Origin of the sequence: Streptomyces sp. NPDC058796, assembly GCF_042745235.1 — a bacterium.
Taxonomy (GTDB): Bacteria; Actinomycetota; Actinomycetes; order Streptomycetales; family Streptomycetaceae; genus Streptomyces.
This window is the reverse complement of sequence record NZ_JBHYOP010000027.1, coordinates 1-24,004: the sequence shown is the minus strand read 5'-3', so window position 1 is coordinate 24,004 and position 24,004 is coordinate 1. Positions and strand designations below refer to the sequence as shown.

General features: G+C 72.5%; 20 protein-coding genes. 1 reads left to right on the top strand and 19 read right to left on the bottom strand.

Translation table 11 applies throughout. The features are described 5' to 3' along the window. Positions 1–285: 285 nt before the first annotated feature. From ACFW47_RS34670 to ACFW47_RS34640, 7 genes are all read right to left on the bottom strand, one after another. Positions 286–891, bottom strand: coding sequence for a sarcosine oxidase subunit gamma (locus ACFW47_RS34670; RefSeq protein WP_386308222.1), 606 nt, complete (start codon positions 889–891; stop codon positions 286–288). Further along, positions 884–4,201 (bottom strand): sarcosine oxidase subunit alpha family protein, encoded by a 3,318-nt coding sequence (locus tag ACFW47_RS34665; RefSeq protein ID WP_386308221.1) that lies wholly within the window; start codon positions 4,199–4,201, stop codon positions 884–886. Before ACFW47_RS34665 ends, ACFW47_RS34670 begins: the two co-directional genes overlap by 8 nt. A gap of 12 nt (positions 4,202–4,213) precedes the next feature. Continuing rightward, positions 4,214–5,446 (bottom strand): sarcosine oxidase subunit beta family protein, encoded by a 1,233-nt coding sequence (locus ACFW47_RS34660; RefSeq protein WP_386288140.1) that lies wholly within the window; start codon positions 5,444–5,446, stop codon positions 4,214–4,216. Further along, positions 5,443–6,732: a serine hydroxymethyltransferase gene (glyA, locus tag ACFW47_RS34655; RefSeq protein ID WP_386308220.1), complete on the bottom strand. Its 1,290-nt coding sequence runs from the start codon at positions 6,730–6,732 to the stop codon at positions 5,443–5,445. The genes ACFW47_RS34660 and glyA overlap by 4 nt, the downstream gene beginning before the upstream one ends. Further along, a complete protein-coding gene (locus tag ACFW47_RS34650) occupies positions 6,729–7,589 on the bottom strand; it encodes a bifunctional methylenetetrahydrofolate dehydrogenase/methenyltetrahydrofolate cyclohydrolase (protein ID WP_386288144.1) in 861 nt (286 codons plus the stop codon). Before ACFW47_RS34650 ends, glyA begins: the two co-directional genes overlap by 4 nt. 38 nt (positions 7,590–7,627) lie before the next feature. Further along, entirely contained in the window at positions 7,628–10,066 is a 2,439-nt protein-coding gene (locus tag ACFW47_RS34645; RefSeq protein WP_386308219.1) for an FAD-dependent oxidoreductase, read from the bottom strand. A gap of 206 nt (positions 10,067–10,272) precedes the next feature. Next, positions 10,273–11,109, bottom strand: a complete 837-nt coding sequence (locus ACFW47_RS34640) for a 5,10-methylenetetrahydrofolate reductase (protein ID WP_386288148.1) — start codon at positions 11,107–11,109, stop codon at positions 10,273–10,275. 130 nt (positions 11,110–11,239) lie between these two features. Between ACFW47_RS34640 and ACFW47_RS34635 the strand changes: the two genes are divergently transcribed. Next, entirely contained in the window at positions 11,240–12,037 is a 798-nt protein-coding gene (locus ACFW47_RS34635; RefSeq protein WP_386288150.1) for an IclR family transcriptional regulator, read from the top strand. A 53-nt stretch (positions 12,038–12,090) separates the two neighbouring features. Here the strand turns inward: ACFW47_RS34635 and ACFW47_RS34630 are convergent, their stop codons facing one another. The 12 genes from ACFW47_RS34630 to ACFW47_RS34575 all read right to left on the bottom strand — a co-directional run. After that, positions 12,091–13,254 (bottom strand): NAD(P)/FAD-dependent oxidoreductase, encoded by a 1,164-nt coding sequence (locus ACFW47_RS34630; RefSeq protein WP_386308218.1) that lies wholly within the window; start codon positions 13,252–13,254, stop codon positions 12,091–12,093. Beyond that, complete coding sequence (locus tag ACFW47_RS34625) at positions 13,251–13,613, bottom strand: bifunctional 3-phenylpropionate/cinnamic acid dioxygenase ferredoxin subunit (protein ID WP_191887515.1); 363 nt, start codon at positions 13,611–13,613, stop codon at positions 13,251–13,253. Before ACFW47_RS34625 ends, ACFW47_RS34630 begins: the two co-directional genes overlap by 4 nt. 115 nt (positions 13,614–13,728) lie before the next feature. Beyond that, entirely contained in the window at positions 13,729–14,640 is a 912-nt protein-coding gene (folP, locus tag ACFW47_RS34620; RefSeq protein ID WP_386288154.1) for a dihydropteroate synthase, read from the bottom strand. Beyond that, the gene (locus ACFW47_RS34615) at positions 14,637–15,842 is read right to left on the bottom strand and encodes an NAD(P)/FAD-dependent oxidoreductase (protein WP_386308217.1); all 1,206 of its coding nucleotides are present in this window, start codon (positions 15,840–15,842) and stop codon (positions 14,637–14,639) included. The genes folP and ACFW47_RS34615 overlap by 4 nt, the downstream gene beginning before the upstream one ends. After that, positions 15,839–16,204 (bottom strand): bifunctional 3-phenylpropionate/cinnamic acid dioxygenase ferredoxin subunit, encoded by a 366-nt coding sequence (locus ACFW47_RS34610; RefSeq protein ID WP_191887512.1) that lies wholly within the window; start codon positions 16,202–16,204, stop codon positions 15,839–15,841. The genes ACFW47_RS34615 and ACFW47_RS34610 overlap by 4 nt, the downstream gene beginning before the upstream one ends. A 270-nt stretch (positions 16,205–16,474) precedes the next feature. Beyond that, positions 16,475–17,536, bottom strand: coding sequence for a chorismate-binding protein (locus tag ACFW47_RS34605; protein ID WP_386308216.1), 1,062 nt, complete (start codon positions 17,534–17,536; stop codon positions 16,475–16,477). A 129-nt stretch (positions 17,537–17,665) separates the two neighbouring features. Beyond that, positions 17,666–18,301, bottom strand: a complete 636-nt coding sequence (locus ACFW47_RS34600) for an MBL fold metallo-hydrolase (RefSeq protein WP_386288159.1) — start codon at positions 18,299–18,301, stop codon at positions 17,666–17,668. Continuing rightward, positions 18,301–19,386, bottom strand: a complete 1,086-nt coding sequence (locus tag ACFW47_RS34595; RefSeq protein ID WP_386308215.1) for an S-(hydroxymethyl)mycothiol dehydrogenase — start codon at positions 19,384–19,386, stop codon at positions 18,301–18,303. The genes ACFW47_RS34600 and ACFW47_RS34595 overlap by 1 nt, the downstream gene beginning before the upstream one ends. A gap of 110 nt (positions 19,387–19,496) precedes the next feature. Continuing rightward, on the bottom strand, positions 19,497–21,167 hold the full coding sequence (locus tag ACFW47_RS34590; RefSeq protein ID WP_386308214.1) for a BCCT family transporter: 1,671 nt from the start codon (positions 21,165–21,167) through the stop codon (positions 19,497–19,499). A 186-nt stretch (positions 21,168–21,353) separates the two neighbouring features. Further along, a complete protein-coding gene (gene mshA, locus ACFW47_RS34585) occupies positions 21,354–22,715 on the bottom strand; it encodes a D-inositol-3-phosphate glycosyltransferase (RefSeq protein WP_386308213.1) in 1,362 nt (453 codons plus the stop codon). Then, a complete protein-coding gene (gene fdhD / locus ACFW47_RS34580) occupies positions 22,712–23,590 on the bottom strand; it encodes a formate dehydrogenase accessory sulfurtransferase FdhD (protein ID WP_386308212.1) in 879 nt (292 codons plus the stop codon). Before fdhD ends, mshA begins: the two co-directional genes overlap by 4 nt. Positions 23,591–23,849: 259 nt before the next feature. Then, positions 23,850–24,004: L-serine ammonia-lyase, iron-sulfur-dependent, subunit alpha (locus tag ACFW47_RS34575; protein WP_386288172.1), on the bottom strand; the 155-nt coding region annotated here is incomplete at its 5' end.

Below are 24,004 nucleotides of genomic sequence, written 5' to 3'. Positions count from 1 at the left end.
GCCGCAGCAACCACACAACCAGCCACCCGCCCCGCCGGTGACCCCCCACCCCCCCCACCCGCCCCCTCACCCCCCCCGCCCGCCCCCCCACCGGGCGCCCCCCTTCCGTGTGCTGCACGGCCGGAGGAGAGCAGGCGGCCGGGGGTGGGAAAACGGCTACGAACGGCAACGACAACCGTCCCGGTGGTCCGCGTCGAGCCACAGCGGTCCACCGGGACGGGCGCGGCCGGCGGTGAGAAGCCGGGCCTCTCGTCGACCGCGCGGCCGGGTGGTGCGTGTCCGGCCTCAGGCCCTCCATTCCGTGGACGCGTCCAGCAGCCAGTCCGTCAGGTAGCCGGCGAAGGACGACCGGACCAGCACCCGGAACCCGGCCCCGGGGCCGTCCGGCGCGACCAGCACGACCTGCGCGCGCGCCAGGGTGGTCTGGGCGCAGCGTCCGGCCGGAAAGGCACGCGGGTGCAGATCCAGCGAGCAGCCGTGGGCCAGCAGGTCGCGGGCACGTGGTCCGGCGACGAGGAGGGTGGTCCGCTGGGCGGAGACGTCGACGACGGACACGAACTCGTCACCGCCGGCCTCCCGGATGCGGCTCTCCAGGTCGTGCCGGCTGCCCGGCGGCCCGAGCACCAGCCACTCGTCGGGACCGAGCCACAGAGCGGTCAGGTTCCCGGCGTGTACGGCCGTGTCGGGTTCGACGGGCAGTCGCAGGCCGAGCACCAGCCCGACGGCGTCCGCTGCCGCCCCCTTCGGATCGAGCCGCACGCTGATCTGGGCGAGCATCGGCACTTCGGCGACTTCCAGGGCTCCGCCCGTGTCCCGGCCGACGCAGGCCAGGCGGTCCGCCATGTGCGCCAGGGTACTGCGGCGCGGGACGGGAGGTACGGCGTCAGCCATCGCGGCGGGCTCCCTCGGGGTCGTAGAGGACGGGGCCGGCGACGGTCACGGGGACCATGCGGTCGCCGACGGGGGCGTAGAGCCGCTCTCCGACGCGGTCGCGGCCGCCCTTGACCAGGGCGAGCGCGAAGGTCCGGCCGAGCGCCGCGCTGCGGTAGCTGGAGGTGACGTGGCCGAGCATCGGTACGGGCGGCGCGGGCAGCACACTGTCGGTGACCAGGTGCGTGCCCTCGGGGAGGAGAGTCCCGGGGTCCTCGGGCAGCAGGCCGACCAGGTGCTTGCGGTCGGGGCGGACGGTGTCGGCACGGGCGAAGGAACGCTTGCCGACGAAGTCCGGCTTCTTCTTGGAGACCACCCAGCTCATGCCGAGGTCCTGCGGCGTCACCGTGCCGTCGGTGTCCTGGCCGACGATCGGGTAGCCCTTCTCCGCACGCAGGACGTGCATCGTCTCCGTGCCGTAAGGGGTGATGCCGTGCGGCCGCCCCGCCTCGTACAGCGCTTCCCAGAGTGCCGGCGCCTCCCACGGCGACACGTTGATCTCGTAGGCCAGTTCGCCCGAGAAGCTGATCCGGCACACTCGCGCCTCGATGCCGGCGACCGTCGTGTCCCGCCACGCCATGAACGGGAAACTGTCGTTATCCACCGCCAGCGTCGGCGCGAGTTCGGCCAGCACCTCGCGGGAGCGCGGGCCGACGAGGGCCACCGTGGCCCACTGCTCGGTCACCGAGGTGCAGTGCACGCGCAGTTCCGGCCACTCCGTCTGCAGCCACTCCTCCATCCAGTCCAGCACGGCCGCGGCGTTGCCCGTGGTCGTGGTGGCCAGGAAGCGGTCCGGTGCCAGGCGGATGACGGTGCCGTCGTCGAAGACCATCCCGTCCGGACGGCACATCACGCCGTAGCGGATCATGCCGACCTTCAGGGTGCTCATCATGTTGGTGTACAGGCGGTCCAGGAACACGCCCGCGTCCGGGCCCTGCACGTCGATCTTCCCGAGCGTGGACGCGTCCATGAACGCCACGCCCTCCCGGGCCGCCCGGCATTCGCGCGACACAGCCGCGTCCATGTCCTCACCACCCTGGGGGTAGTACCAGGGCCGCTTCCACTGCCCGACGTTCTCGAACAGAGCGCCGTGGTCGACGTGCCACTGGTGCAGCGCCGTGACCCGGACGGGGTCGAGCAGCCGGCCCCGGTCACGACCGGCGAGGGCGGCGAAGGAGACCGGCGTGTAGGGCGGCCGGAACGTGGTGGTGCCGAGGGCGGAGATGTCCACGCCGAGCAGTTCGGCGACGATGCCGCTGGACAGCACACCGGAGGTCTTTCCCTGGTCGTTGGCGGTGCCTGCCGTGGTGTAGCGCTTGGTGTGCTCGACCGAGCGCAGACCCGCGCGGGTCGCGCGGGCCAGGTCGTCGACCGTGACGTCGCGCTGGAGGTCGACGAAGCGGGGCGCGCCGGCCTCGCCGGGGACGAGGAAGACGTGCATGGGCGGTGACGGCGGCACGGCGGCCACGTCGGGCAGGCGGGGCGCCGCGGCGGTGTAGCCCGCGGCCTGGATCGCGCGGGCACCCGCCGCGGCGCCCTCGGCGAGTGCCCCGGCGAGGTCCAGGGTGCCGTTCGCGCCGCCGGCCGCCTCGACGGCCTGGCGACAGGCGCCGGGGACGAAGGAACCGAGCGTGTCGTCGTAGCGCAGCCTGCCGCCCGCCTGGCTGAACAGGTGTGCCACGGGGTTCCAGCCTCCGGAGACCAGCAGCAGGTCCACCGCGAACTCCCTGCGTGGCGCGGACTCCCCGTACGGGGCGACGGTCACGGCGGTGAGCCGCTCTCCGCCCTCCGTGCCGATGACGGAGTGTGCGGGCAGCACCTCGATCCCGGCTGCCCTGGCGCGGTCCGCCCACCGGCCCGGCTCGGACCGGGTGTCGACGATCGCCGCGATCTCCACGCCCGCCTCGGCGAGGTCGACGGCGGCGGCGTAGGCGCTGTCGTTGGTGGTGAAGACGACGGCGTGGCGGCCGGGCAGGACGCCGTGGCGGTTGGCGTATGCGCGGGCCGACGCCGCCAGCATCACGCCGGGGCGGTCGTTGTCGGCGAAGGCCAGTGAGCGCTCGTGCGCCCCGGTGGCCAGGACGACGTGCCGGGCGCGGATGCGCCAGACGCGCTCGCGGGAGACATGCTCGGGGGCCTGTGCGCCGAGGTGGTTGGTGCGGCGTTCGACGGCGAGCAGGTGGTTGTCGTCGTAGTGGCCGAACACGGTGGTCCGGCGCAGCACGCGCACTTCGGGTGCGGCAGCGAGCTCTTGCCCGGCCTCGGCCACCCAGTCGAGCAGTTCGCCCGTGCCCAGCAGGCTGCCGCCCGGTTCGGGCCGGTCGTCGGCGACGATGACGCGGGCCCCGCTGCTCGCGGCCGCCGCGGCCGCCGCCAGACCGGCCGGACCCGCCCCTACGACCAGCAGGTCGCAGTGGGCGTGTACCGCGTCGTAGCGGGCCGGGTCCGGTTCGGCGGCGAGGCGGCCCTGGCCGGGCAGACTGGTGGCCACCAGGCCCTCGTACAGCTCGACCGTCGTCGCGGGGAGCATCGGCTCGGGGAAGGGGGCCTCGATCTGGACGACGGCGTTGGGTTCCTCCACCCCCGCGGAGAAGATGCCGCGCGGGCGGCCGAGCTTGATGCTCGTGCCGGCCCGGATCACACCGTTGGCGAGAAGTGCGGAGGCGAGGGTGTCGCCTCGGCAGCCCTGGTATTCGATGCCGTCGAAGGTGAAGGTCAGCGGCTGGTCGCGGTGAATCCGGCCGCGGGTGGGGTGACGGAACGGCTGGCCCGCGGCGGAGCCGCCGGAGAATTCCGCGCCACCGGCGCCTGTGCCCGTCCCGGCCGGGAGGGGCACAGCCCCTTCCGCTGCGCCGAGGGCCGCGCCGGCGGCCCCCCGCTTCGGCCCTGGAGGAGCCCCCTCCTCGGAGTCCGGACGGGCCGGACCGGCCTGAGAAGTCACCGGGCGCGGGGCGGACGTCGCTAGGAGCGGCCCGTCGGCCACGGGGCGCCGTTCGGTCGTCGCCGGGCGGTCCTCACCGGGGCGGTAGACCGTCAGGACCTCGTTCGTCGCCGTGTCCCGGACCGCGTTGAACCAGCGGCGGCAGCCGGCCGCGTGGCTCCAGCGTTCGGCGAACGGGCCCTTGGGGTTGTCGCGGAAGAAGAGGTAGCGCGCCCACTCCTCGTCGGTCAGGGCCGCGGGGTCCTCGGGGTAGGGGACGTGCGCCTGGCCGCCGTAGTGGAACTCGGCCTCGTCACGGGGCCCGCACCAGGGGCAGGGGATGAGAAGCATGGGTTCGGCTCCCTAGTGGGCTACCGCGGCCGCGCCGTGCTCGTCGACGAGCGCGCCGGTGGTGAAACGGTCGAGCGAGAAGGGTGCGTTGAGCGGGTGTGGGCTGTCGTGGGCGATGGTGTGGGCCAGGACCCAGCCGAGGCCCGGGGTGGCCTTGAAGCCGCCGGTGCCCCAGCCGCAGTTGAGGTAGAGGTCGTCGACGGGGCTGAGCCCGACGATCGGCGAGGCGTCGGGGCTGACGTCGACGATGCCGCCCCAGGTCCGCAGCACATGGGCGCGGGCGAAGACGGGGAAGAGCTCCAGGGCGGCAGACATCTGCTCTTCGATGATGTGGAAGGCGCCGCGCTGGGTGTAGGCGTTGTACGCGTCGATGCCGGCACCCATCACCAGTTCGCCCTTGTGCGCCTGGCTGACGTACACGTGGACGGCGTTGGACATGACGACGGTCGGGTGCACCGGTTCGAGGAGTTCGGAGACCAGCGCCTGCAGCGGGTGGCTCTGGACGGGCAGGTCGATGCCGGCCATCGCGGCGAGCACGGAGGTGTGTCCGGCCGAGCACAGCGCGACCTTCCCCGCCGCGATCGGGCCGAGCGTGGTCTGTACTCCGACGGCCCTGCCGTCGACCACGTCGATGCCGGTGACCTCGCAGTTCTGGATGATGTCGATCCCGGCCGCGTCGGCGGAGCGGGCGAAGCCCCAGGCGACGTAGTCGTGCTTGGCGATGCCGGCGCGCGGCTGGTAGGTGGCGCCCAGCACCGGGTAGCGCACGTCCTCGGAGATGTTGACGACCGGGCAGACCTCCTGGACCTGCCGGGCGTCCAGCCATTCGGCGTCCACGCCGTTGAGCCGGTTCGCCTCGACGCGGCGGACGCTGTCGCGCACGTCCTGGAGGCTGTGCGCGAGGTTCAGCACGCCGCGCTGCGAGAACAGGATGGGGTAGTCGAGCTCCTCCTCCAGCCCTTCCCACAGCTTGAGCGCGTGCTCGTAGATGCCGGCGCTCTCGTCCCACAGGTAGTTGGACCGGATGATGGTGGTGTTGCGGGCCATGTTGCCGCCCGCGAGCCAGCCCTTCTCCAGTACGGCGACATCGGTGATGCCGTGGTTCTTCGCCAGGTAGTGGGCGGTCGCCAGGCCGTGGCCACCGCCGCCGACGATGATCACGTCGTACGACCGCTTGGGCTCGGGCGTACGCCACAGCCAGTCGGGGTGGTCGGGGAGGTCGGCGCCGGGGGTTCGGGGACTCATCGGGCGTCTCCGGCTTCTGCTTCGGAAAGGTGCGGGTAGAGCGGGTGCTCGGCGGCCAGCGCCGCGGTGCGGGCACGCAGTGCCGCGATGTCGGGCTCGGGCCGGAGCGCCCGGGCGATGACGTCGGCCACCTCGGCGAACTCCTCGTCGCCGAAGCCGCGGGTGGCCAGCGCGGGGGTGCCGATGCGCAGCCCCGACGTCACCATGGGCGGCCGGGGGTCGAAGGGCACGGCGTTGCGGTTGACCGTGATGCCGATCTCGTGGAGGAGGTCCTCGGCCTGCCTGCCGTCGAGTTCGGAGTCGCGCAGGTCGACCAGGACCAGGTGCACGTCCGTGCCGCCGGTGAGGACCCGCACTCCGGCGGCCTCCGCGTCCGGCCGGGTGAGCCGCTCGGCCAGGATGCGGGCGCCCGCGAGGGTCCGGGCCTGGCGTTCGGCGAACTCCTCGGACGCGGCCATCTTGAACGCGACCGCCTTGGCGGCGATGACGTGCTCCAGCGGCCCGCCCTGCATGCCGGGGAACACCGCCGAGTTGATCTTCTTCGCGAGGTCGGGATCGTCGGTGAGGACGACTCCGCCGCGAGGCCCGCCGAGGGTCTTGTGCGTCGTCGTGGTGGTGACGTGCGCGTGGGGCACGGGGTTGGGATGCAGTCCGGCGGCCACCAGGCCCGCGAAGTGCGCCATGTCGACCATCAGCAGGGCTCCCACCTCGTCGGCGATCCTCCGGAAGGCCGCGAAGTCCAGCTGCCGCGGGTAGGCCGACCAGCCCGCGATGATCATCTTGGGGCGGTGCTCCTTGGCGAGGCGTTCGACCTCGTCCATGTCGACGAGGTTGTCGGCCTCGGAGACGTGGTACGGCACGACGTCGAGCATCTTGCCGCTGTAGTTGATGCGCATGCCGTGGGTGAGGTGCCCGCCGTGCGCGAGGTCGAGGCCGAGCACGGTGTCCCCGGGCTGAAGCAGGGCGAAGAAGACGGCGGTGTTCGCCTGGGCACCCGAATGCGGCTGCACATTGGCGAAGCCCGCGCCGAAGAGGGTCTTCACCCGCTCGATGGCCAGCCGCTCGGTGACGTCGACGTGTTCGCAGCCGCCGTAGTAGCGGCGGCCGGGGTAGCCCTCGGCGTACTTGTTGGTCGCCACCGACCCCTGGGCCTCCATCACGGCGGTGGGGGCGAAGTTCTCCGAGGCGATCATCTCGAGGGTGGACTGCTGGCGGTGGAGTTCGGCGCGGAGCGCGGCGTGGACCTCGGGATCCAGCTCCGCCAAGGGGGTGTTCAGCGCGTTCATACGGTGCTCAGGTTCCTCTCGGCTGCCTCGACGACATTGGCGAGCAACATGGCTCGGGTCATGGGCCCCACCCCACCGGGCATCGGCGCCAGCCACCCGGCGACCGTGGCCGCCTCCGGGTGGACGTCTCCGACCAGCCCCTGTCCGGTGCGGGTGATGCCGACGTCCAGGACGGCCGCGCCGGGGCGCAGCATGTCCTTGGTGATCAGGCCGGGCGAGCCGGCCGCGGCGACGACGACGTCCGCCTCGCGCACGTGCCAGGCCAGCCCCTTGGTGCCGGTGTGGCACAGGGTCACGGTGGCGTTCTCCGACCTGCGAGTGAGCAGCAGGCCGATGGGCCGTCCGACCGTGATGCCCCGTCCGACCACGCACACCCGCGCTCCCGCGAGCGGCACGTCATGGCGGCGGAGCAGTTCGACGATGCCGCGCGGTGTGCAGGGCAGTGGGGCGTCGACGCCGAGGACGAGCCTGCCGAGGTTGACGGGGTGCAGGCCGTCGGCGTCCTTGGCCGGGTCCATGCGTTCCAGGACCGCGTTCGCGTCCAGGTGGCGCGGGAGGGGGAGCTGAACGATGTAGCCGGTGCAGGCCGGATCGGCGTTCAGTTCGTCGACCACCTCCTCGACCTGCCGCTGGGTGGCGTCGGCGGGCAGTTCACGGCGCAGGGAGGCGATGCCCGCCTGTGCGCAGTCCCGGTGCTTTCCCGCGACGTAGGCGCGGCTGCCGGGGTCGTCACCGACCAGGACGGTGCCGAGCCCGGGCGGGCGGCCGGCGGTGGCGGTCAGCTTGGCCACCCGTTCGGCGAGTTCGCGGCGGACGGCGGCGGCGGTCGCCTTGCCGTCGAGCAGCTGTGCGTTCACCGGCAGTGCTCCTCTTCCTCGTACGTCGGCCCTGTGCGCTAGCCACGGAGACGGGACATGGTGGGGTCGAACAGGGGTTCCTCGGCGACGACCGCCTCGACGCGCCGGTCGAAGTAGCCGATCCGCAGGCCGTGGCCAGGGATGGCGAGCTCCGCCGGGAGCCACGCGTAGGCGATCCCCTTGCCGATCGTGTGGCCGAAGGCGGCGCTGGTGACATAGCCGACGGGACGGTCGCCGTCGTACACCGGTTCCTTGCCCATGACGACGTCGTGCGGGTCGTCGATGGTGAGGCAGGTCAGCTTGCGCCGCACGTCGGCCCTGCGCCGCTCGAGTGCGGCCTTGCCGATGAAGTCGCCCTTGTCGGGCTTCACGGCGAAGTCGACCCCGGCCTCGTAGGGGTCGTGCTCGTAGGTCATGTCGGTGCCGAAGGAGCGGTAGCCCTTCTCCAGCCGGAGGCTGTTGAAGGCGCCGCGGCCCGCCACGATGCCGCCCAGGGGCCGGGCCGCCTCCCACAGGGTGTCCCACAGCTTCCGGCCCTGGTCGGCGGTGGTGTACAGCTCCCAGCCCAGTTCGCCGACGTACGACAGTCGCATGGCGGTGACGGGCACCGAGCCGATGTACGCCTGCTTGGCCCGGAAGTACTTCAGGCCCTCGCGCGAGAAGTCCTCGTCGGTGAGCGGCTGGAGCACCTGCCGCGCGAGCGGCCCCCACAGTCCGACGCAGCAGGTGCCGGCGGTGATGTCGCGGACGGTGACGGACCCGTCGGCGGGCAGGTGCCGGGTGAACCAGTCGAGGTCCAGGTTGCCGTTGGCGCCTATCTGGAAGCGGTCGGGAGCCAGCCGGGCGACGGTGATGTCGCTGCGGATGCCGCCGTCGCGGTCGAGCAGCAAGGTGTAGGTGACGGAGCCGACGGACTTGTCGACCTTGCCGGTGCACAGCCGCTCCAGGAAGGCGGCGGCGCCCCGCCCGCTCACCTCCAGGCGCTTGAGGGCCGTCATGTCGTACAGGGCCACGGTCTCTCGGGTGACCTGGGCCTCCGCGCCGACGACGGGCGACCAGAAGCGCGCCGCCCAGTCGTTGGGCGTCACGAGCGAACGGCCTTCGACCAGGCCGGCGTTGGCCTCGTACCACTGGGGGCGCTCCCAGCCGTTCGCCTCCAGGAAGAAGGCGCCGAGTTCCTGCTGGCGGTCGTAGAAGGGGCTGGTGCGCAGGGGACGCAGGTCCTCCGGCGGCTGGAGGGGGTGCAGGATGTCGTAGACCTCGACGAAGTTCCGGCAGTCGCGGGCCAGCACGTACTCCGGGGCCAGTTGGTGCGGCTCGAAGCGGTTGACGTCGCACTCGTGCAGGTCGAAGGACGAACAGTGGCCGTCCACCAGCCACTCGGCCATGGCCCGTCCCACGCCGGCGGAGTGGGTGACCCACACGGCCTCCGCGACCCAGAAGCCCTTGATGTCCGGGGACTCGCCGAGGAGGGGCAGGCCGTCGGTGGTGAACGAGAAGAGGCCGTTGATGCCTTCCTCGACCTTGGCCTCCCGGGTGGCGGGGAGCAGTGACCGGGTTTCGGCCCAGGCGTCCTCGAAGTCCTCCTCTGTGAACTTCAGCACCGAGGGCATTTCTTCGGCGTCGTCCACGGACAGGATGTCGTCTGCGGAGACCGGCATGGGGCGGTGGCCGTAGTAGCCGATGCCCAGTCCGTCGAAGCGCTCGCGGTAGTAGAGGTCGGCGTCCTGGTGACGCAGGATCGGGAGCACTGCCTCCTCGGTCCGGCCGGCCAGCGCCGGGACGGGGCCGGTCCAGGCCAGTTGGTGGGCGAGCGGTGTGAGCGGCAGGTTCATGCCGGCCATGCGGGCGATCTTCGGGCCCCAGATACCGGCGCAGCACACGACGATGTCGGCGGGGATCTCGCCCCGGTCGGTGAGAACACCGGTCACCCGGCTCTCGCTGTGCCGGATGTCCAGGACCTCGTGGCGGTCGAGGAAACGCACGCCGCGTTCGGTGGCCCGCCGTATCTGCGCCTCGACGGCGAGGACTGCCTTGGCAAGTCCGTCGGTCGGGATCAGCAGGCCGCCGAGGACCTTGTCCGGGTTCACCAGCGGGTGCTGCTCGACGCATTCCCCGGGGCCGAGCAGTCGGGCCTCGATGCCCCAGGAGGTGAGCCAGCCGTGGCGCCGCTGGAGTTCGGCGACGCGCTCGGGGCTGGTCGCCACTTCCAGGCCGCCGACCTGGAGGAAGCAGGGCTTCCCGTCGACCTCGAGCGAGCGGAACTTCTCGACGGTGTAGCGGGCCATCTCGGTCATGGTCTTCGACGGGTTGGTCTGGAAGACCAGGCCCGGCGCGTGCGACGACGATCCGCCCGTGGCAGGGAGCGGGCCCTGGTCGACCACCGTCACTTCGGTCCAGCCTCGCTCGGAGATCTCGTCGGCGAGCGCCGCTCCCACGACGCCCGCTCCGATGATGACCACCCGGGGTCCCGCCATCGCCGCACCTCCGACGTTGAGAAACGTTCTGGTTGCTTTCTGCGCAACAGAGTTCATGTTGCGCAACTCAATGTGCCCGCCGTGGGGGTGAGTGTCAAGGGGCCCGTGACGTCGGGGAACAGGCCGGAACACGGCAGGTCCCGGCAGGCCGCCGAGGGCCTGCCGGGACCTGCCACCAGTGGTGTGCGGCTTGCACCGACTGCGGCTCAGCCACCCAGCCGGTCGAGCAGGGCACGGCGCCAGCGCTCGGTCTCGGCGATCTGGTTGAAGGTGAACACGTGCAGGCCGGCCACTCCCGCCGAGGGTGCGGCGAGCGCTCCGGCACTGCGGGCGAGCAGCCGGTTCGGCGAGTAGCCGCCGGGGGCCGCGAAGCGCAGGAACCAGGAGGGATGCCTGGTCAGGAACCGGGTCGACTCCCCCACCCCGATCTTCGCCGCCATGGACAGCAGCTTGGTCCGCTGCACGGGCCCCGCGACGCCGATCCGCAGGGGCAGAGTCACGCCGCGACGCCGCATCCTGCCCACCCAGTCGCCGAGCACCACCGGATCGAAGCAGAGGTTGCTGACGATGTACGTGGCGTGCGTCCGCTTGTCCCACATCGCCTGGACGAGGCGGTCGTCGTCGATCAACGGGTGACTCTCGGGGTACCCGGTGATGCCGACCTGCGAGAAGGGACTGCCCAGTTCGTCGAGTCTGCGCAGCAGCGGCAGCGCACTGCCGTAGGGCCCGGCCGGCGGATCGGCGTCACCCGCCGGGACGAAGACGTCGTCGACGCCCGCGCCACCGAGCCGGTCGACGACGTCCTTCAGATGCGCGTCGTCCCGTACCAGCCGGGCGGGCACGTGCGGAACGACGCGGTAACCGTGCACCGCGAGCCGGGTGGCGAGGTCGAGCGTGGGCTCCAGGCCCTTGACCGGCGACGCCGTCACGGTGACGGCGATGCCGCGGGGAACATCGGCGAGGACCTTGTCCTCGGTCGTCTTCGCGGGCAGCACCTCGTAACGGACGCCGTCCAGCAGCTCGCGGAAGAATTCGCCGCTCATCGCACCTTCCTTCGCGATCCGGGCGAGGGGAGCCCTCACCGTGTGCATCGGGTTGCGCACGCTCATGCACCCGCGCCGGCCCGCGGCGCACACCTCTGTCCGCCATGTTTACCGGGCGTATAGTTTCGCCATGAGCAACTTCAGTCCGGAATACGAAACCACCGGTTCTCCGGCCGGCGGCGTGCAGTCCGTCGATCGCGCCATCACCGTGCTGGAGATCCTGGCCCAGCGGGGCGAGGCCGGAGTCAGCGAGGTGGCCGCCGAGATCGACGTGCACAAGTCCACCGCGTTCCGACTGCTCGGCGCCCTGGAGGCACGGGGTCTGGTGGAGCAGGCGGGTGAGCGCGGCAAGTACCGCCTCGGCTTCGGTCTCGTGCGCCTCGCCGGTGCGGTCACCGGCAGGATCGACATCACCCAGCAGAGCCGCTCGGTCTGCGAGCGGCTCGCCGAGGAGATCGGTGAGACCGTCAACGTCGCCGTGATGCAAGAGCACTACGCGATCAACCTCTACCAGGTGCGGGGCCCCGGCGCCGTCACCGCGCACAACTGGGTCGGCCAGCTGACCCCGTTGCACGCGACCTCCAGCGGCAAGATCCTGCTGGCCCACATGCCCCGCGAGGAGCGCGCCGTGCTGCTGTCGGAGGTCGGCCTGAACAAGGTGACCCCGCGCACCCTGTCGACGAAGACGAAGCTCGAGAAGGACCTCACCGTGGCCCGGGAACGCGGTTACTCCTGGAGCCTGGAGGAGTTCGAGGAGGGCCTGCACGCCATGGCCGCGCCGGTCCGCGACCGGGAGGGGAAGGTCATCGCGGCGCTGAGCGCCTCCGGACCCGCCTACCGGCTCACCGAGGAGCGCATCCACGAACTCGCCCCGGTGTTGGTCAAGGGCGCCGAGGAGGTCAGTCACCGCATGGGTTACCTGGGCTGAGACGGCGCGGACCGAGGTCACCGCGGCAACGGCGGGGCAGGCCGGTCGGCATGTCAGGGCGGTGGGGCGGCCAGCTGCTTGCGCCATCGCATGAATTGACGTGGTCTGTTCATGCCCAGCACGGCGACCGGGCGCCCGGCACGCCGGTAGACGGCCAGGACGTCACGGTCCTGCGGGGAGCCTTCCGCGATCGTCACGCTGTCCGCGCGCGCCGCATGGCCGGCGAACTGGATCTTCACGCCGTACTGGTCGGACCAGAAGTACGGCGGCCGGGGCACGCCCGGTTCCTTCGCGCCCCACGACAGCAGGGCGGCGACGGCCGCGTCCGCCCGCTCCCGCGCACCGCTCCAGTGCTCGATGCGCCGGTGCGTCCCGGCCCGCGGGTCGTACCAGGCGGCGCAGTCACCGACCGCGACGACGCCCGGCACGCTCGTGGTGCCGTCTGCCCCGCAGCGCACGCCGTCGCCGAGCGCGACGCCGGAACCCTCCAGCCACTCGACACACGGGCGCGCCCCGACACCGACGACGACCGTGTCGGCGGGGACGGTGCGGCCGTCGTCGAGGACAACGCCGTCGACCCGGGTCCCACCGATCAGCCCCTTGACGCCCACGCCGCACAGCAGCCGTACGCCGTGATCCGCGTGGAGGGCGGAGACGATCCCGCCCATCGTTTCACCGAGCGGTCCGGCCAGTGGGGTGGACGCCGCCTCGACCACCGTCACGTCGAGCCCGAGGGCGTGAGCGGTGGAGGCGACCTCGGCGCCGATGAACCCGCCACCGATCACCACGAGTCTGCCGCCCAGGGCCAGATCGTCCCGCAGGGCACGGGCGTCGTCGAGGGTGCGCAGGGTGTGCACACCTGCCAGGCCGCCCGTGCCCGGGAGCGTCCGCGCGGCCGCACCGGTCGCGATGACGATGCCGTCGGCCCGCACCTCCCTGCCGTCGGCGAGGCGCACGGCACGCCGCTCTTTCACGAGCCGGGTGGCGCGGGCCCCGAGCAGCCACTCCGCCGCCAGGTCCTCGCCGTCCCGCTCCAGCGCGAGGTCGGCCTCACCGGTCTTGCCGGCCAGGAACTCCTTGGACAGCGGCGGCCGGTCATAGGGGCGATGCGGTTCCTCGCCGACGACGATCAGCCGCCCGTCGAAGCCCTGGTTCCGCAGCGAACGCGCTGCTGACAGACCCGCCAGCGAAGCACCCACCACGGCCACGGCCCTCATGTGCGACCGCCCGCGAGCCTGGCCGCGACGCAGGGCGGCAGGTTGGGGGCGTCCGTGGACAGCCGGACGTAGATCATGCCGTCCTGGACGACGACGTCGTGCGTACGGACCGGGAGTCGGGCCGGCGGGGCGTCGACGGCTCCGGTCCGCAGGTCGAACTTCGACGCGTGCAGCGGGCATTCCACCTCGCAGCCCTCCAGCCAGCCGTCGGCGAGAGAGGCGTCCTGGTGGGTGCACGTGTCGTCGATGGCGTAGATCTCGCCGTCCTCGGTGTGGAACACCGAGACCGGCGGATCGGTGTCGAGCCGGTAGGCCTCGCCTCGCGGGAGCTCCGCGAGACGGCACGCGGGAATCATCATGACACCTCGGTGCGTATAACGAAACGGATTGCGGTGAACGCAACGCCAGTGTGAGGGCGGCCCCGAAGCCCTGTCAAGAAGCTCACGGACCCTCGCGGCGACCACGTCCGGGGGTTCACGGCGTCAGGGTCCATGCCGCCTCCGTCGGGGCGTGACGGCCCCAACGGGCCGTGACCCGCACGGCGTCCGACGTCGAGGCGACATCGTGGACACGGACGCACCAGGCGCCCTGCGCGGCCGCCAGGACGGAAACCGCGGACGTGGCCGCGTCCCGCAGCCCGGCCGGCCGGGGCCGGCCGGTCACCGGGTCCGCCAGCAGGCGGCCCAGGAAGGACTTCCGCGCCGCGCCCACGAGAACCGGCCGGCCCAGGGCGACGATCTCCCTCAGCCGGGCGAGCAACTGCCAGTTGTGATCGGCGTCCTTGGCGAACCCCAGCCCCGGGTCCAGGATCAGGCGGTCCGGCGGGATGCCGGCGTGCAGCGCCGCATCGACACGCAGCCGCAAGGCGTCGGCCACCTCGGTGACAACATCGCCGTACACGGCGCGGGCCTGCATGCCGTCGGAGTGCCCGCGCCAGTGCATGGCGACGTACGGCGTCCCGGCCTGCGCCACCAGCGGCAGCATGGCGGGATCGGCGAGTCCCCCTGAGACGTCGTTGACCAGCGCCGCGCCCGCCTCGATGGCGCGAGCGGCGACCTCGGCCCGCATGGTGTCGACGCTGACGGCCACACCGGTGGCGGCGAGTTCGCGGACGACGGGCAGCACGCGCCGCAGTTCCTCCTCGACCGGCGGGCGCACCGCCCCGGGGCGGGTCGACTCGCCGCCCACGTCCAGGATGTCCGCGCCCTCGTCGACCAGTGCCAGGCCGTGCGCCACGGCCCGGCGCGGGTCGTACCACCGCCCACCGTCGGAGAACGAGTCGGGCGTGACGTTCACGATCCCCATGACCAGGGTCCGGTCCAGCCGGGGAAGCCCTCGCGGATGCTGTGCGGGAACTCCCCGGCCCGTCCACGTCGCGGTGCTCATGCGGTTGCGGTCCGGGCGCCGTCGGCGGCCAGCTGCCGCCGACGGCGGGTGAACTCCTTGGTGCGGGCCACGCCCAGCACGGCGACCGGATGTCCGGCGCGACGGTACACGGCCAGGAAACTCCGGTCGGCCGGGTCGCCGTCCTCGACGGTCACCGTGTCGGCATGCGCGGCGTGCCCGGCGAACTGGATGCGCACGCCGTACTGGTCGGACCAGAAGTACGGCGGCCGAGGCGTGGCGACCGGGGCGGCACCGCCGGAGAGCAGGGCGGCGACGGCAGCCGGCGCCCGCTCCTTGGCTCCGGTCCAGTGCTCGATCCGGCGATGGACGGCGGCGGCCGGGTCGTACCAGGCGGCGCAGTCACCGACCGCGACAACACCCGGCACGCTGGTGGTGCCGTCTGCCCCGCAGCGCACCCCGTCGCCGAGCGCGACGCCGGAGCCCTCCAGCCAGCCGGTGCAGGGGACGGCGCCGATCCCGAGGACGACGATGTCGGCCGGGAGGCGGCGTCCGTCGTCGAGCAGCACGGCCGACACCCTCCCCCGCTCCGCTCCGGAGCGGTCACCCGGTCCGCCCGTCACCCCGCGCACACCGGTCCCGCACAGCAGGCGAACGCCGTGGTCGCCGTGGAGCGGGGAGACGGCCGCCGCCATGTCCCGTCCGAGCACGCCGGACAGCGGAGCGGGGCCGGCCACGACGAACGTCACCTCCAGGCCCATACCACGCGCCGTCGAGACCACTTCGGCGCCGACGAACCCGCCCCCGACCACCACCAGCCGGCCACCGCGCGCCAGATCGTCCCGCAGGGCCCGGGCGTCGTCGAGGGTGCGCACCACGTGCACACCGGTGAGGCCGGCGCTGCCGGGCAAGGTCCGTGCGGTGGCCCCCGTGGCGATCACGACGCCGTCCGCACGGACCTCCCGGTCGTCGGCGAGTCGCACGGAACGCTCCCGGGTCCGCAGGCCGACGGCTCGCGCGCCGAGCAGCCACTCGGCACCGAGGTCCTCGCCGTCCGCCTCGAGGGAGAGCTCGGCCTCGGCGACCGCGCCGGCGAGGAACTCCTTCGACAACGGAGGCCGGTCATAGGGGCGGTGGGGTTCGTCACCGATGACGACGAGCCGCCCGTCGTACCCCTGCCCACGCAGCGAGCGGGCGGCGGACAGCCCGGCGAGCGAGGCGCCCACGACGGCCACGGTCCTCATACGGCGCCTCCGGCCATCCGGGCGGCCACGCAGGACGGCGGCAGGTTCGGCGGGGCGTCGGACAGCACGACGTGGATCACGCCGTCCCGGACGACGACCTCGTGGGTGCGCACCGGGAGCCTGGCCGGAGGGGCGTCCACCCTGCCGGTGCGGAGGTCGAACTTCGAGGCGTGCAGCGGGCATTCGACCCAGCAGCCCTCCAGCCAGCCGTCGGACAGCGAGGCGTCCTGGTGGGTGCAGGTGTCGTCGATGGCATGGATCTCGCCGTCCTCGGTGTGGAACACGGCGACGGGCGGGTCGGTCTCGAGCCGGCAGGACTCGCCCCGCGGCAGGTCGTCGAGACGGCACACGGGAATCACCATGGCACCTCGTTGCATATAGAGGAACAGAGTGCGGTTGACGCAACGAGTCTGCGGGCGGTGGGAAGTCCCTGTCAAGGCACGGACGGGGCCGGAACGGACAGCGGGGCAGGCGTACCGCACCGGCGGCTCCGGGGACGGCGAAGCGCACGGGGTCGTGCGCACGCGCGGGCGTGCCAGGCATGGGAGCCGAGGTGGCGTCGGCACGCGAGAGCGGCCCCGGCGGCTGCGGCCGCCGGGGGTTTCGGTGTCCCGAGCCTCTCGGGAGGGAGTTCAGACCGCGCGGGGGCGGACGGCCGCAGGAAGCGGCCTCGACGAGGCCAGGCTCAGCAGTCGGGAGGCCTTGAGTTCCGTCTCGTCCCACTCCCGTTCCGGATCGGATCCCCACGTGATGCCGGCGCCCGTGCCGAAACGCAGCACCGGCCCTCCCCCGGTGGCGCGGTCGATCCAGAACGTGCGGATGCCCACGGCCAGTTCGCCGGTGCCCCGGTCGGCGTCGACCCAGCCGATGCCGCCGCAGTACGGACCGCGAGGGGCGGTCTCCAGGGCGGAGATGACGCGCAGCGCGCTGGACTTGGGCGCGCCCGTGACGGAGCCGGGCGGGAACGTCGCGGTCAGCAGCGCGGCCCACCCCGCGCCGCCCGCCGGCTCGCCGCGCACGGTCGAGACGAGGTGCACCAGGCCGGGATGCTCTTCGACGGCGCACAGGGCCGGAACGGTCACCGACCCGGGGACGCAGACGCGGCCCAGGTCGTTGCGGACCAGGTCCACGATCATCACGTTCTCGGCGTGGTCCTTGTCCCGCAGGTCCCGCGCCCTGCGTCCGGTGCCCTTGATCGGCCCGGACTCCACGGTGCGGCCGACACGGCGCAGGTACAGCTCGGGCGAGGCGGTGGCCACCTCGACGCCGTGCGCGGGGAGCCGGACCGTACCGGCGTACGGCGCGGGATTGCCGCGGGCGAGCAACGCGGTCAAGGCGTCGACGTCGGCGGCCGGTACGGGCAGCGGCGCGGACAGCACTCGGCAGAGGTTGGCCTGGTAGATCTCGCCGGCCGCGATGTGCTCGCGGACGCGGCGCACGCCCGCGGTGTAGGCGGCGCGGTCCAGGGACGAGGTCCAGTCGCCGGCGGCCGGTCCGCGCCAGGCTCCGGCCGCGGGCGCGGGCGGCGGCTCGGGGCGCACGTCATCGAACCGGGCGCAGACCAGACGGCCTTCGAAGTCCGCGACGACCGCCCAGAAGCCGGCGGAGTCCAGGGCCGCGGCGTCGCTGGTCACGTCGCGCAGACCGGTGGCGACGAGCCCGCCGAAGCGGGCCAGCGGAGCGAGGTCGTACACGGTGGTTCGTCCAGTGAGGTGGTGGGGCGGGGGTGGTGGCCGAGTGAGCCGGGCGGGGCGCTCGGCCGCGGTCGGCGCCCGAGGGGCACCGTGGCGGTCGAGCGCCCCGAGGGGCGGGGCCGCACCGCGTCACCAGCCGCGGGCGGCCCACTCTGCGAGGTGCGGTGCCTCCGCGCCGATCGTGGTCTTCTCGCCGTGACCGGTGTGGACGACCGTCTCTTGCGGGAGCGCCAGCAGCCGGTCACGGATCGAGGTGATGATCACGCCGAAGTCGCTGTACGAGCGCCCGGTCGCGCCGGGCCCGCCGGCGAACAGCGTGTCACCGCTGAAGAGCGCGCCCAGGTCCGGCGCGTACAGGGACACGGCCCCCGGAGCGTGTCCGGGCGTGTGGAGCACTCGCAGGCCGATGCCCGCCACCTTGAGCTCGTCACCGTCGGCGAGCGCGCCGTCGGGCCGCCGGTCCGGGTGCGCCAGGTCCCAGAGCACCTGGTCGTCGGGGTGCAGGAGGACGTGGGCGCCCGTGGCGTCCGCCAGCTCGGGTGCCGCGTTCACGTGGTCGTCGTGGGCATGGGTGCACACGATGGCCGACAGACGACGGTCGCCGAGGGCCCGCAGGATCGCGTCGGCGTCATGTGCCGCGTCGACGACCAGTGCCTCGTCGTCGTCACCGACGATCCACACGTTGTTGTCGACGTCCCAGGTGCCGCCGTCGAGGCTGAAGGTCCCGCTGGTGACGAGGCGTTCGATGCGGAGTGCGCCGGCCATCACAGCACCACCACGGAACGCAGCACCTCACCGCGGTGCATCTTCTCGAAGGCCTTCTCCACGTCGCCGAGTCCGATGGTCTCGCTCACGAACGCGTCCAGGTCGAACCGCCCGGTCAGGTAGAGGTCGACGAGCGCCGGGAAGTCACGGGAGGGCAGGCAGTCGCCGTACCAGCTGGACTTCAGCGAGCCTCCGCGGCCGAAGACGTCGAGCAACGGCAGTTCAACGGTCATCTCGGGTGTGGGCACGCCGACCAGGACGACCGTGCCGGCCAGGTCGCGGGCGTAGAAGGCCTCCTTGTACGTCTCGGGCCGGCCGACCGCGTCGACGACCACGTCCGCACCGAAGCCTCCGGTCAGCTCGCGGACCGACGCCACGACATCCGCGCCCCTGCCGTCGACCACGTGCGTGGCGCCCATGGCCATGGCCTGCTCGAGCTTGCGCGGGTCGAGGTCGACGGCGATGACTTTGGTGGCACCGGCGAGCCTCGCCCCCGCGACGGCGGCCATGCCGACCCCGCCACAGCCGATGACCGCGACGGAGTCACCTCGGCCCACGGCACCGGTGTTGACGGCCGCGCCGAAGCCCGCCATCACACCGCATCCCAGCAGACCCGCGGCGGTGGCGGGAGCGGCCGGGTCGACCTTGGTGCACTGGCCCGCGGCGACGAGCGTCTTCTCCGCGAAGGCACCGATGCCGAGCGCGGGCGAGAGCGGGGTGCCGTCGAGCAGGGTCATCGGCTGCGTCGCGTTGTGGGTGGCGAAGCAGTACCAGGGCTTGCCCTTGCTGCACGCCCTGCACTGCCCGCAGACCGCACGCCAGTTGAGGATGACGAAGTCACCCGGCTCGACGCCGCTGACCCCCTCTCCGACGGCCTCGACGCGGCCCGCCGCCTCGTGCCCGAGGAGGAAGGGGAACTCGTCGTTGATACCACCCTCCCGGTAGTGGAGGTCGGTGTGGCAGACGCCGCACGCCTCGACCGCGACGAGCGCCTCGCCCGGCCCCGGGTCGGGGACGACGATGGTCTCGACGGAGACCGGGGCGCCCTTCTCTCGGGCGACGACGGCGCGAACCTCGTGAGCCATGGGCTACTCCTCTGGCCGGAACTCTGTACGTTGCTTAATCAGCTACACGCACCACTATACGCAACTGAGCATCGGTGACGGGAAGCTACGGGTCAAGGGGCCGGTCACCGTCAGGTGCGCAGGGTCTCGGCTTCGCCCGGCCCCGGACCGGCCCCGGCCGCCCGGCCGGTGACCTGTGCGTCCGCCCCCTCGGCCGCCGGCACACCGTCTTCCGGTGCCTGTTCGTCACCGACGGCGGCGACCGGCTCCCGGGACGCCGTTTCGTCTCTCGGCTCGCTCCGCAAGGCCTTCACCAGCGAGACGCACAGGCCGATCATCACGAAGAGGAACGGGAAAGCGGCGATGATGGCCACCTGCTTGACCGCGTCCAGGCCGCCGGCCAGCAGCAGGACGGCTGCCACCAGGCCGGTCAGCGCGCCCCAGAGGATCACGACCGGGCGGCCGGGGTACAGGCTGCCCCGGCAGGAGAGCATGCCGAGCACCACGGAGGCCGCGTCGGCGCCGCTGACGAAGAACAGGCCGACCAGGATGATGACCACGACCGAGGTGACGGTGAACCAGGGGAGCGTCTGGAGCGTGGCGAACAGGCCCGCCTCCTCACCCTCGGCGACCGCGGCGGACAGCCCGCCGCCGTGCATCTCCCGGTTCAGCGCGGTACCGCCGAGGACCGCGAACCACACGACGCTCACCACGCTCGGCGCGATGATGACACCGACGATGAACTGCCGGATGGTACGGCCACGGGATATCCGCGCGATGAACGTGCCCACGAACGGCGTCCAGGAGATCCACCAGGCCCAGTAGAAGACTGTCCAGCCGGAGAGCCATTCGCCGCCGCCGAAGGCGCCCGTCCTGAAGCTCATCTCCGGGATCGAGGCGAGGTAGCCGCCCAGCGCCTGGGTCTGGCTGTCCAGGATGAACACCGTCGGTCCCACGACGAAGACGAACAGGAGGAGGACGCCGGCCAGGATCATGTTGCCGTTGCTCAGCCACTGGATGCCGCGATGCACTCCGGAGAGGGCGGAGACGACGAACAGGACGGTGAGGACGGCGATGATCGAGACGGCGAGCTCGGTGGAGTACGTGATCCCCCACAGTTCGTTCAGCCCGCTGTTGATCTGCAACGCGCCGAGCCCCAGGGAGACGGCGGAGCCGAAGAGGGTGGCGAAGATGGCCAGGATGTCGATGGACTTGCCCAGCGGCCCATCCACACGGTTTCCGAGCAGCGGCCGGAAGGCGGAGCTGATCAGGCTGTTGCCGCTCTTGCGAAACCCGAAGTACGCGAGCGCCAGTCCGGCGACGGCGTACATCGCCCACGGGTGGATCGCCCAGTGGAAGTACGAGTACTCCAGCGCCACACGGGCCGCGTCCTGCGACCCGGCCTCGGCGGTGCCGGGCGGCGGGCTGGACATGTGCATGAGCGGTTCGCTCGCGCCGTAGAACATCAGACCTATGCCCATGCCCGCGCTGAACATCATGGCCACCCACGACGCGGTGCTGAACTCCGGGCGGTCGTCGTCCTTGCCGAGCCGGATGCGGCCGAACCTGCTGAACGCCAGCACGAGCGCGAGCACGACGAACCCGGAGGCCGCCAGGACGAAGAGCCAGCCGAAGTTCTCGATGACCCGCCCCAGCGTCACCTCGGCCGCCGCGGCGAGGTTGTCGGTGAAGAACACCCCCCATGCCACGAAGAGGGCGGCCAGCGTCACCGAGATGTAGAGGACGGCCGGATCGAGCCGAACCCGGGCCTGGGCCGGCTTCTTCGTCGTAGGAGTACTCATCAGCGGCCTTCCGGACGGGGGCGTGGGGAGGGTGAGCGGCGGGCGGGAGGAGAAGGAGGTTCCCTTCCCGCGGGCCGGAACTCGGAGTGCGTAGCACGCAACAGCGCGCTTGATGTGCAACACAGTTTCCCCGTGGCCCCGGATAGGTCAAGCCCCGTACACCCATCGTTTCGGGGATGGTCCGGGCTACGGCTCCGCGAAGGGGGCGCATGCCGCCGCGTAGACCTCCGCCGTCGCCGTGGCGGCCGCGTCCCAGCCGAAGGAGCGCGCGTGCCTGGCGGCGGCCTCCCCCATCCGGACGGAGAGCACCTGGTCGTCGGCGAAGCCGCGCAGTGCTCGTGCGTAGTCCGCGGGGTCGTGGCCCGGTACGAGCAGCCCGCTCCTGCCGTCCCGCACCGCCACCGGCAGTCCACCGACCTCCGCGGCGATCACCGGGGTGCCGCAGGCCTGAGCCTCGACGGCCACCAGGCCGAAGGACTCGCTGTGGGACGGCATGACCAGGACGGAGGCCGCGCGGTACCAGTCGACGAGCTGCTCCTGGCGGACCGGCGGCCGGAAGCGCACGACGTCGCCGATGCCGAGCCGGGCAGCCAGCTTCTGGAGGCTCTCCGGCTCCGCCAGTCCGCTGCCGCTCGGGCCTCCCACGACCGGGACGGTGATCCGCTCACGGAGCAACGGACGTTCCGTCAGCAACCGGGCGACCGCGAGCAGCAGGACGTCCGGTGCCTTCAACGGCTGTATGCGGCCGACGAACAAGGGGATGAAGGCGTCCTGGGGCAGGCCGAGGCGGGCGCGGGCCGCCGCCCGGCCGGCCGCGACTCCGGACGGGTCGGGCCGGAAGCGCGCCAGATCGACGCCCGGGTGGACGACTGCGACCCGGCCGCCGTCTGCGTCGTAGTGGCGGAGCAACTCCTCCGCCTCCTTGCGGGTGTTGGCGATCAGTCGGTCCGCGGCCGCGACCACCTGGGTCTCGCCGATGACGCGGGCGGCGGGCTCGGGGGTGTCGCCGTCGGCCAGGTTGGCGTTCTTGACCTTGGCCATGGTGTGCATGGCGTGCACCAGCGGGACGCCCCAGCGCCGGGCGAGGAGCCTGCCGACGTGGCCGGAGAGCCAGTAGTGGGAGTGGACCAGGTCGTAGTAGCCGGGGCGGTGGCCGGCCCAGGCCCGCATCACGCCGTGCGTGAAGGCGCACAGCTGGGCCGGGAGGTCCTCCTTGGCCAGGCCCTCGTAGGGGCCGGCGTCGACGTGCCGGACCAGGACGCCGGGGGCGAGCCGGACGGCAGGCGGGAGTCCCCCGGCCGTCGCCCGCGTGAAGACCTCCACCTCGATACCGAGGGCGGCCAGGCGCTGCGCGAGGTCGACGATGTAGACGTTCATGCCGCCGGCGTCGCCGGTGCCGGGCTGGTGCAGCGGGGAGGTGTGCACGGAGAGCATCGCCACACGGCGCGGGCGGCGGGCGGCGCCGCCCGGTCGCGGCCGGGGCGGGCCGGCGAGGACGCCGCAGACAGGGCCGCGGCCCCCGCCGGCCGCCGGCACGTACCGACTCACCCCGCCACTCCCCCTTCGGGCTGCCGTGCTCTGCCGGCCGCCGGCCGCAGGTCGATCCGGTGCTCACCCGTGTACACGTTCATGGAAGCGCCGCGCAGGAAGCCGACGAGCGTGAGCCCGGTCTCGGTGGCCAGGTCCACCGCGAGGGAGGAGGGCGCCGAAACCGCGGCCAGCAGCGGGATGCCCGCCATGACCGCCTTCTGGGCCAGCTCGAAGGAGGCCCGGCCCGAGACGAGCAGGATGCTCCGGGACAGCGGCAGACCGCCGGACCGCAGCGCACGGCCCACGATCTTGTCCACGGCGTTGTGCCGGCCCACGTCCTCGCGCACGTCCAGCACTTGGCCCTCGGGCGAGAACAGCCCGGCGGCGTGCAGGCCTCCGGTGCGTTCGAAGACCCGTTGCGCCGCCCGCAGCCGATCGGGGAGAGCTGCCAGCAGTCCGGAGGCTACGCGGACCGGGGGCAGATCGGAGACCGGCCAGCGAGCGGTGGTCCGTACGGCGTCCAGGCTCGCCTTCCCGCACAGCCCGCACGAGGAGGTGGTGTAGACGTTGCGCGCGAGGGAGACGTCGGGCACCTGCACGCCTTGGGCCAGCCGTACGTCGACGATGTTGTACGTGTTCGCCCCGCCCCCGTCCACGGCCCCCGCGCAGTACGCGATGCTGGCCACGTCCTCGGCACTTCCGAGGACGCCCTCGCTCACCAGGAACCCGGCGGCGAGCGCGAAGTCGTCGCCGGGTGTACGCATGGTGATCGCCAGTGGCTCGCCGTTCAGTCTGATCTCCAGCGGCTCCTCCGCGACGAGGGTGTCGGGGCGGGCGCTCGTCCCACCGTCCCGGATGCGCAGCACGCGCCGTCGCTCGGTGACCCGTCCCATGTCCTGCTCCCGGTTCTGTGCTGGTGGGTGTCGACCGCCGATCGCCGGGACCGCTCCCGTCCGGTGCCGTTGGCGGTCGGCGACGGCGTGGGCGTGGTACCAGAGCGACGGACCGCTCGACGGTGCCGGGGGGACCTGGGCGCAGCAGGGGTTCGCCGCCCGTGAAGCGGACCTCCTGGGTCGACGGGCCCGGGGCCGGCCGTCCCCGCACCGGCCCGGTCCCGCTCGTTCATGAACGACGGTTCCGACTGTTGTACCGTCAGCATTCGATGACGTTGACGGCCAGCCCGCCGCGCGCCGTCTCCTTGTACTTCACCTTCATGTCGGCGCCGGTGTCCTTCATGGTCTTGATGACCTTGTCCAGGGACACCTTGTGCGAGCCGTCGCCGCGCATCGCCATCCGGGCCGCCGTGA

Bases quoted from the DNA above. Each gene is read 5' to 3' on its own strand.
- ACFW47_RS34600 (WP_386288159.1), bottom strand. From the start codon at position 18,301: ATGGCCGGCGCACTCCGCATCGAACGCCTCGTCACCAGCGGGACCTTC.
- ACFW47_RS34660 (WP_386288140.1), bottom strand. From the start codon at position 5,446: ATGAGTCCCCGAACCCCCGGCGCCGACCTCCCCGACCACCCCGACTGG.
- glyA (WP_386308220.1), bottom strand. From the start codon at position 6,732: ATGAACGCGCTGAACACCCCCTTGGCGGAGCTGGATCCCGAGGTCCAC.
- ACFW47_RS34610 (WP_191887512.1), bottom strand. From the start codon at position 16,204: ATGGTGATTCCCGTGTGCCGTCTCGACGACCTGCCGCGGGGCGAGTCC.
- ACFW47_RS34595 (WP_386308215.1), bottom strand. From the start codon at position 19,386: ATGGCTCACGAGGTTCGCGCCGTCGTCGCCCGAGAGAAGGGCGCCCCG.
- ACFW47_RS34590 (WP_386308214.1), bottom strand. From the start codon at position 21,167: ATGAGTACTCCTACGACGAAGAAGCCGGCCCAGGCCCGGGTTCGGCTC.
- ACFW47_RS34665 (WP_386308221.1), bottom strand. From the start codon at position 4,201: ATGCTTCTCATCCCCTGCCCCTGGTGCGGGCCCCGTGACGAGGCCGAG.
- ACFW47_RS34645 (WP_386308219.1), bottom strand. From the start codon at position 10,066: ATGGCGGGACCCCGGGTGGTCATCATCGGAGCGGGCGTCGTGGGAGCG.
- ACFW47_RS34630 (WP_386308218.1), bottom strand. From the start codon at position 13,254: ATGAGGGCCGTGGCCGTGGTGGGTGCTTCGCTGGCGGGTCTGTCAGCA.
- ACFW47_RS34635 (WP_386288150.1), top strand. From the start codon at position 11,240: ATGAGCAACTTCAGTCCGGAATACGAAACCACCGGTTCTCCGGCCGGC.
- folP (WP_386288154.1), bottom strand. From the start codon at position 14,640: ATGAGCACCGCGACGTGGACGGGCCGGGGAGTTCCCGCACAGCATCCG.
- ACFW47_RS34615 (WP_386308217.1), bottom strand. From the start codon at position 15,842: ATGAGGACCGTGGCCGTCGTGGGCGCCTCGCTCGCCGGGCTGTCCGCC.
- fdhD (WP_386308212.1), bottom strand. From the start codon at position 23,590: ATGGGACGGGTCACCGAGCGACGGCGCGTGCTGCGCATCCGGGACGGT.
- ACFW47_RS34625 (WP_191887515.1), bottom strand. From the start codon at position 13,613: ATGATGATTCCCGCGTGCCGTCTCGCGGAGCTCCCGCGAGGCGAGGCC.
- ACFW47_RS34640 (WP_386288148.1), bottom strand. From the start codon at position 11,109: ATGAGCGGCGAATTCTTCCGCGAGCTGCTGGACGGCGTCCGTTACGAG.
- ACFW47_RS34670 (WP_386308222.1), bottom strand. From the start codon at position 891: ATGGCTGACGCCGTACCTCCCGTCCCGCGCCGCAGTACCCTGGCGCAC.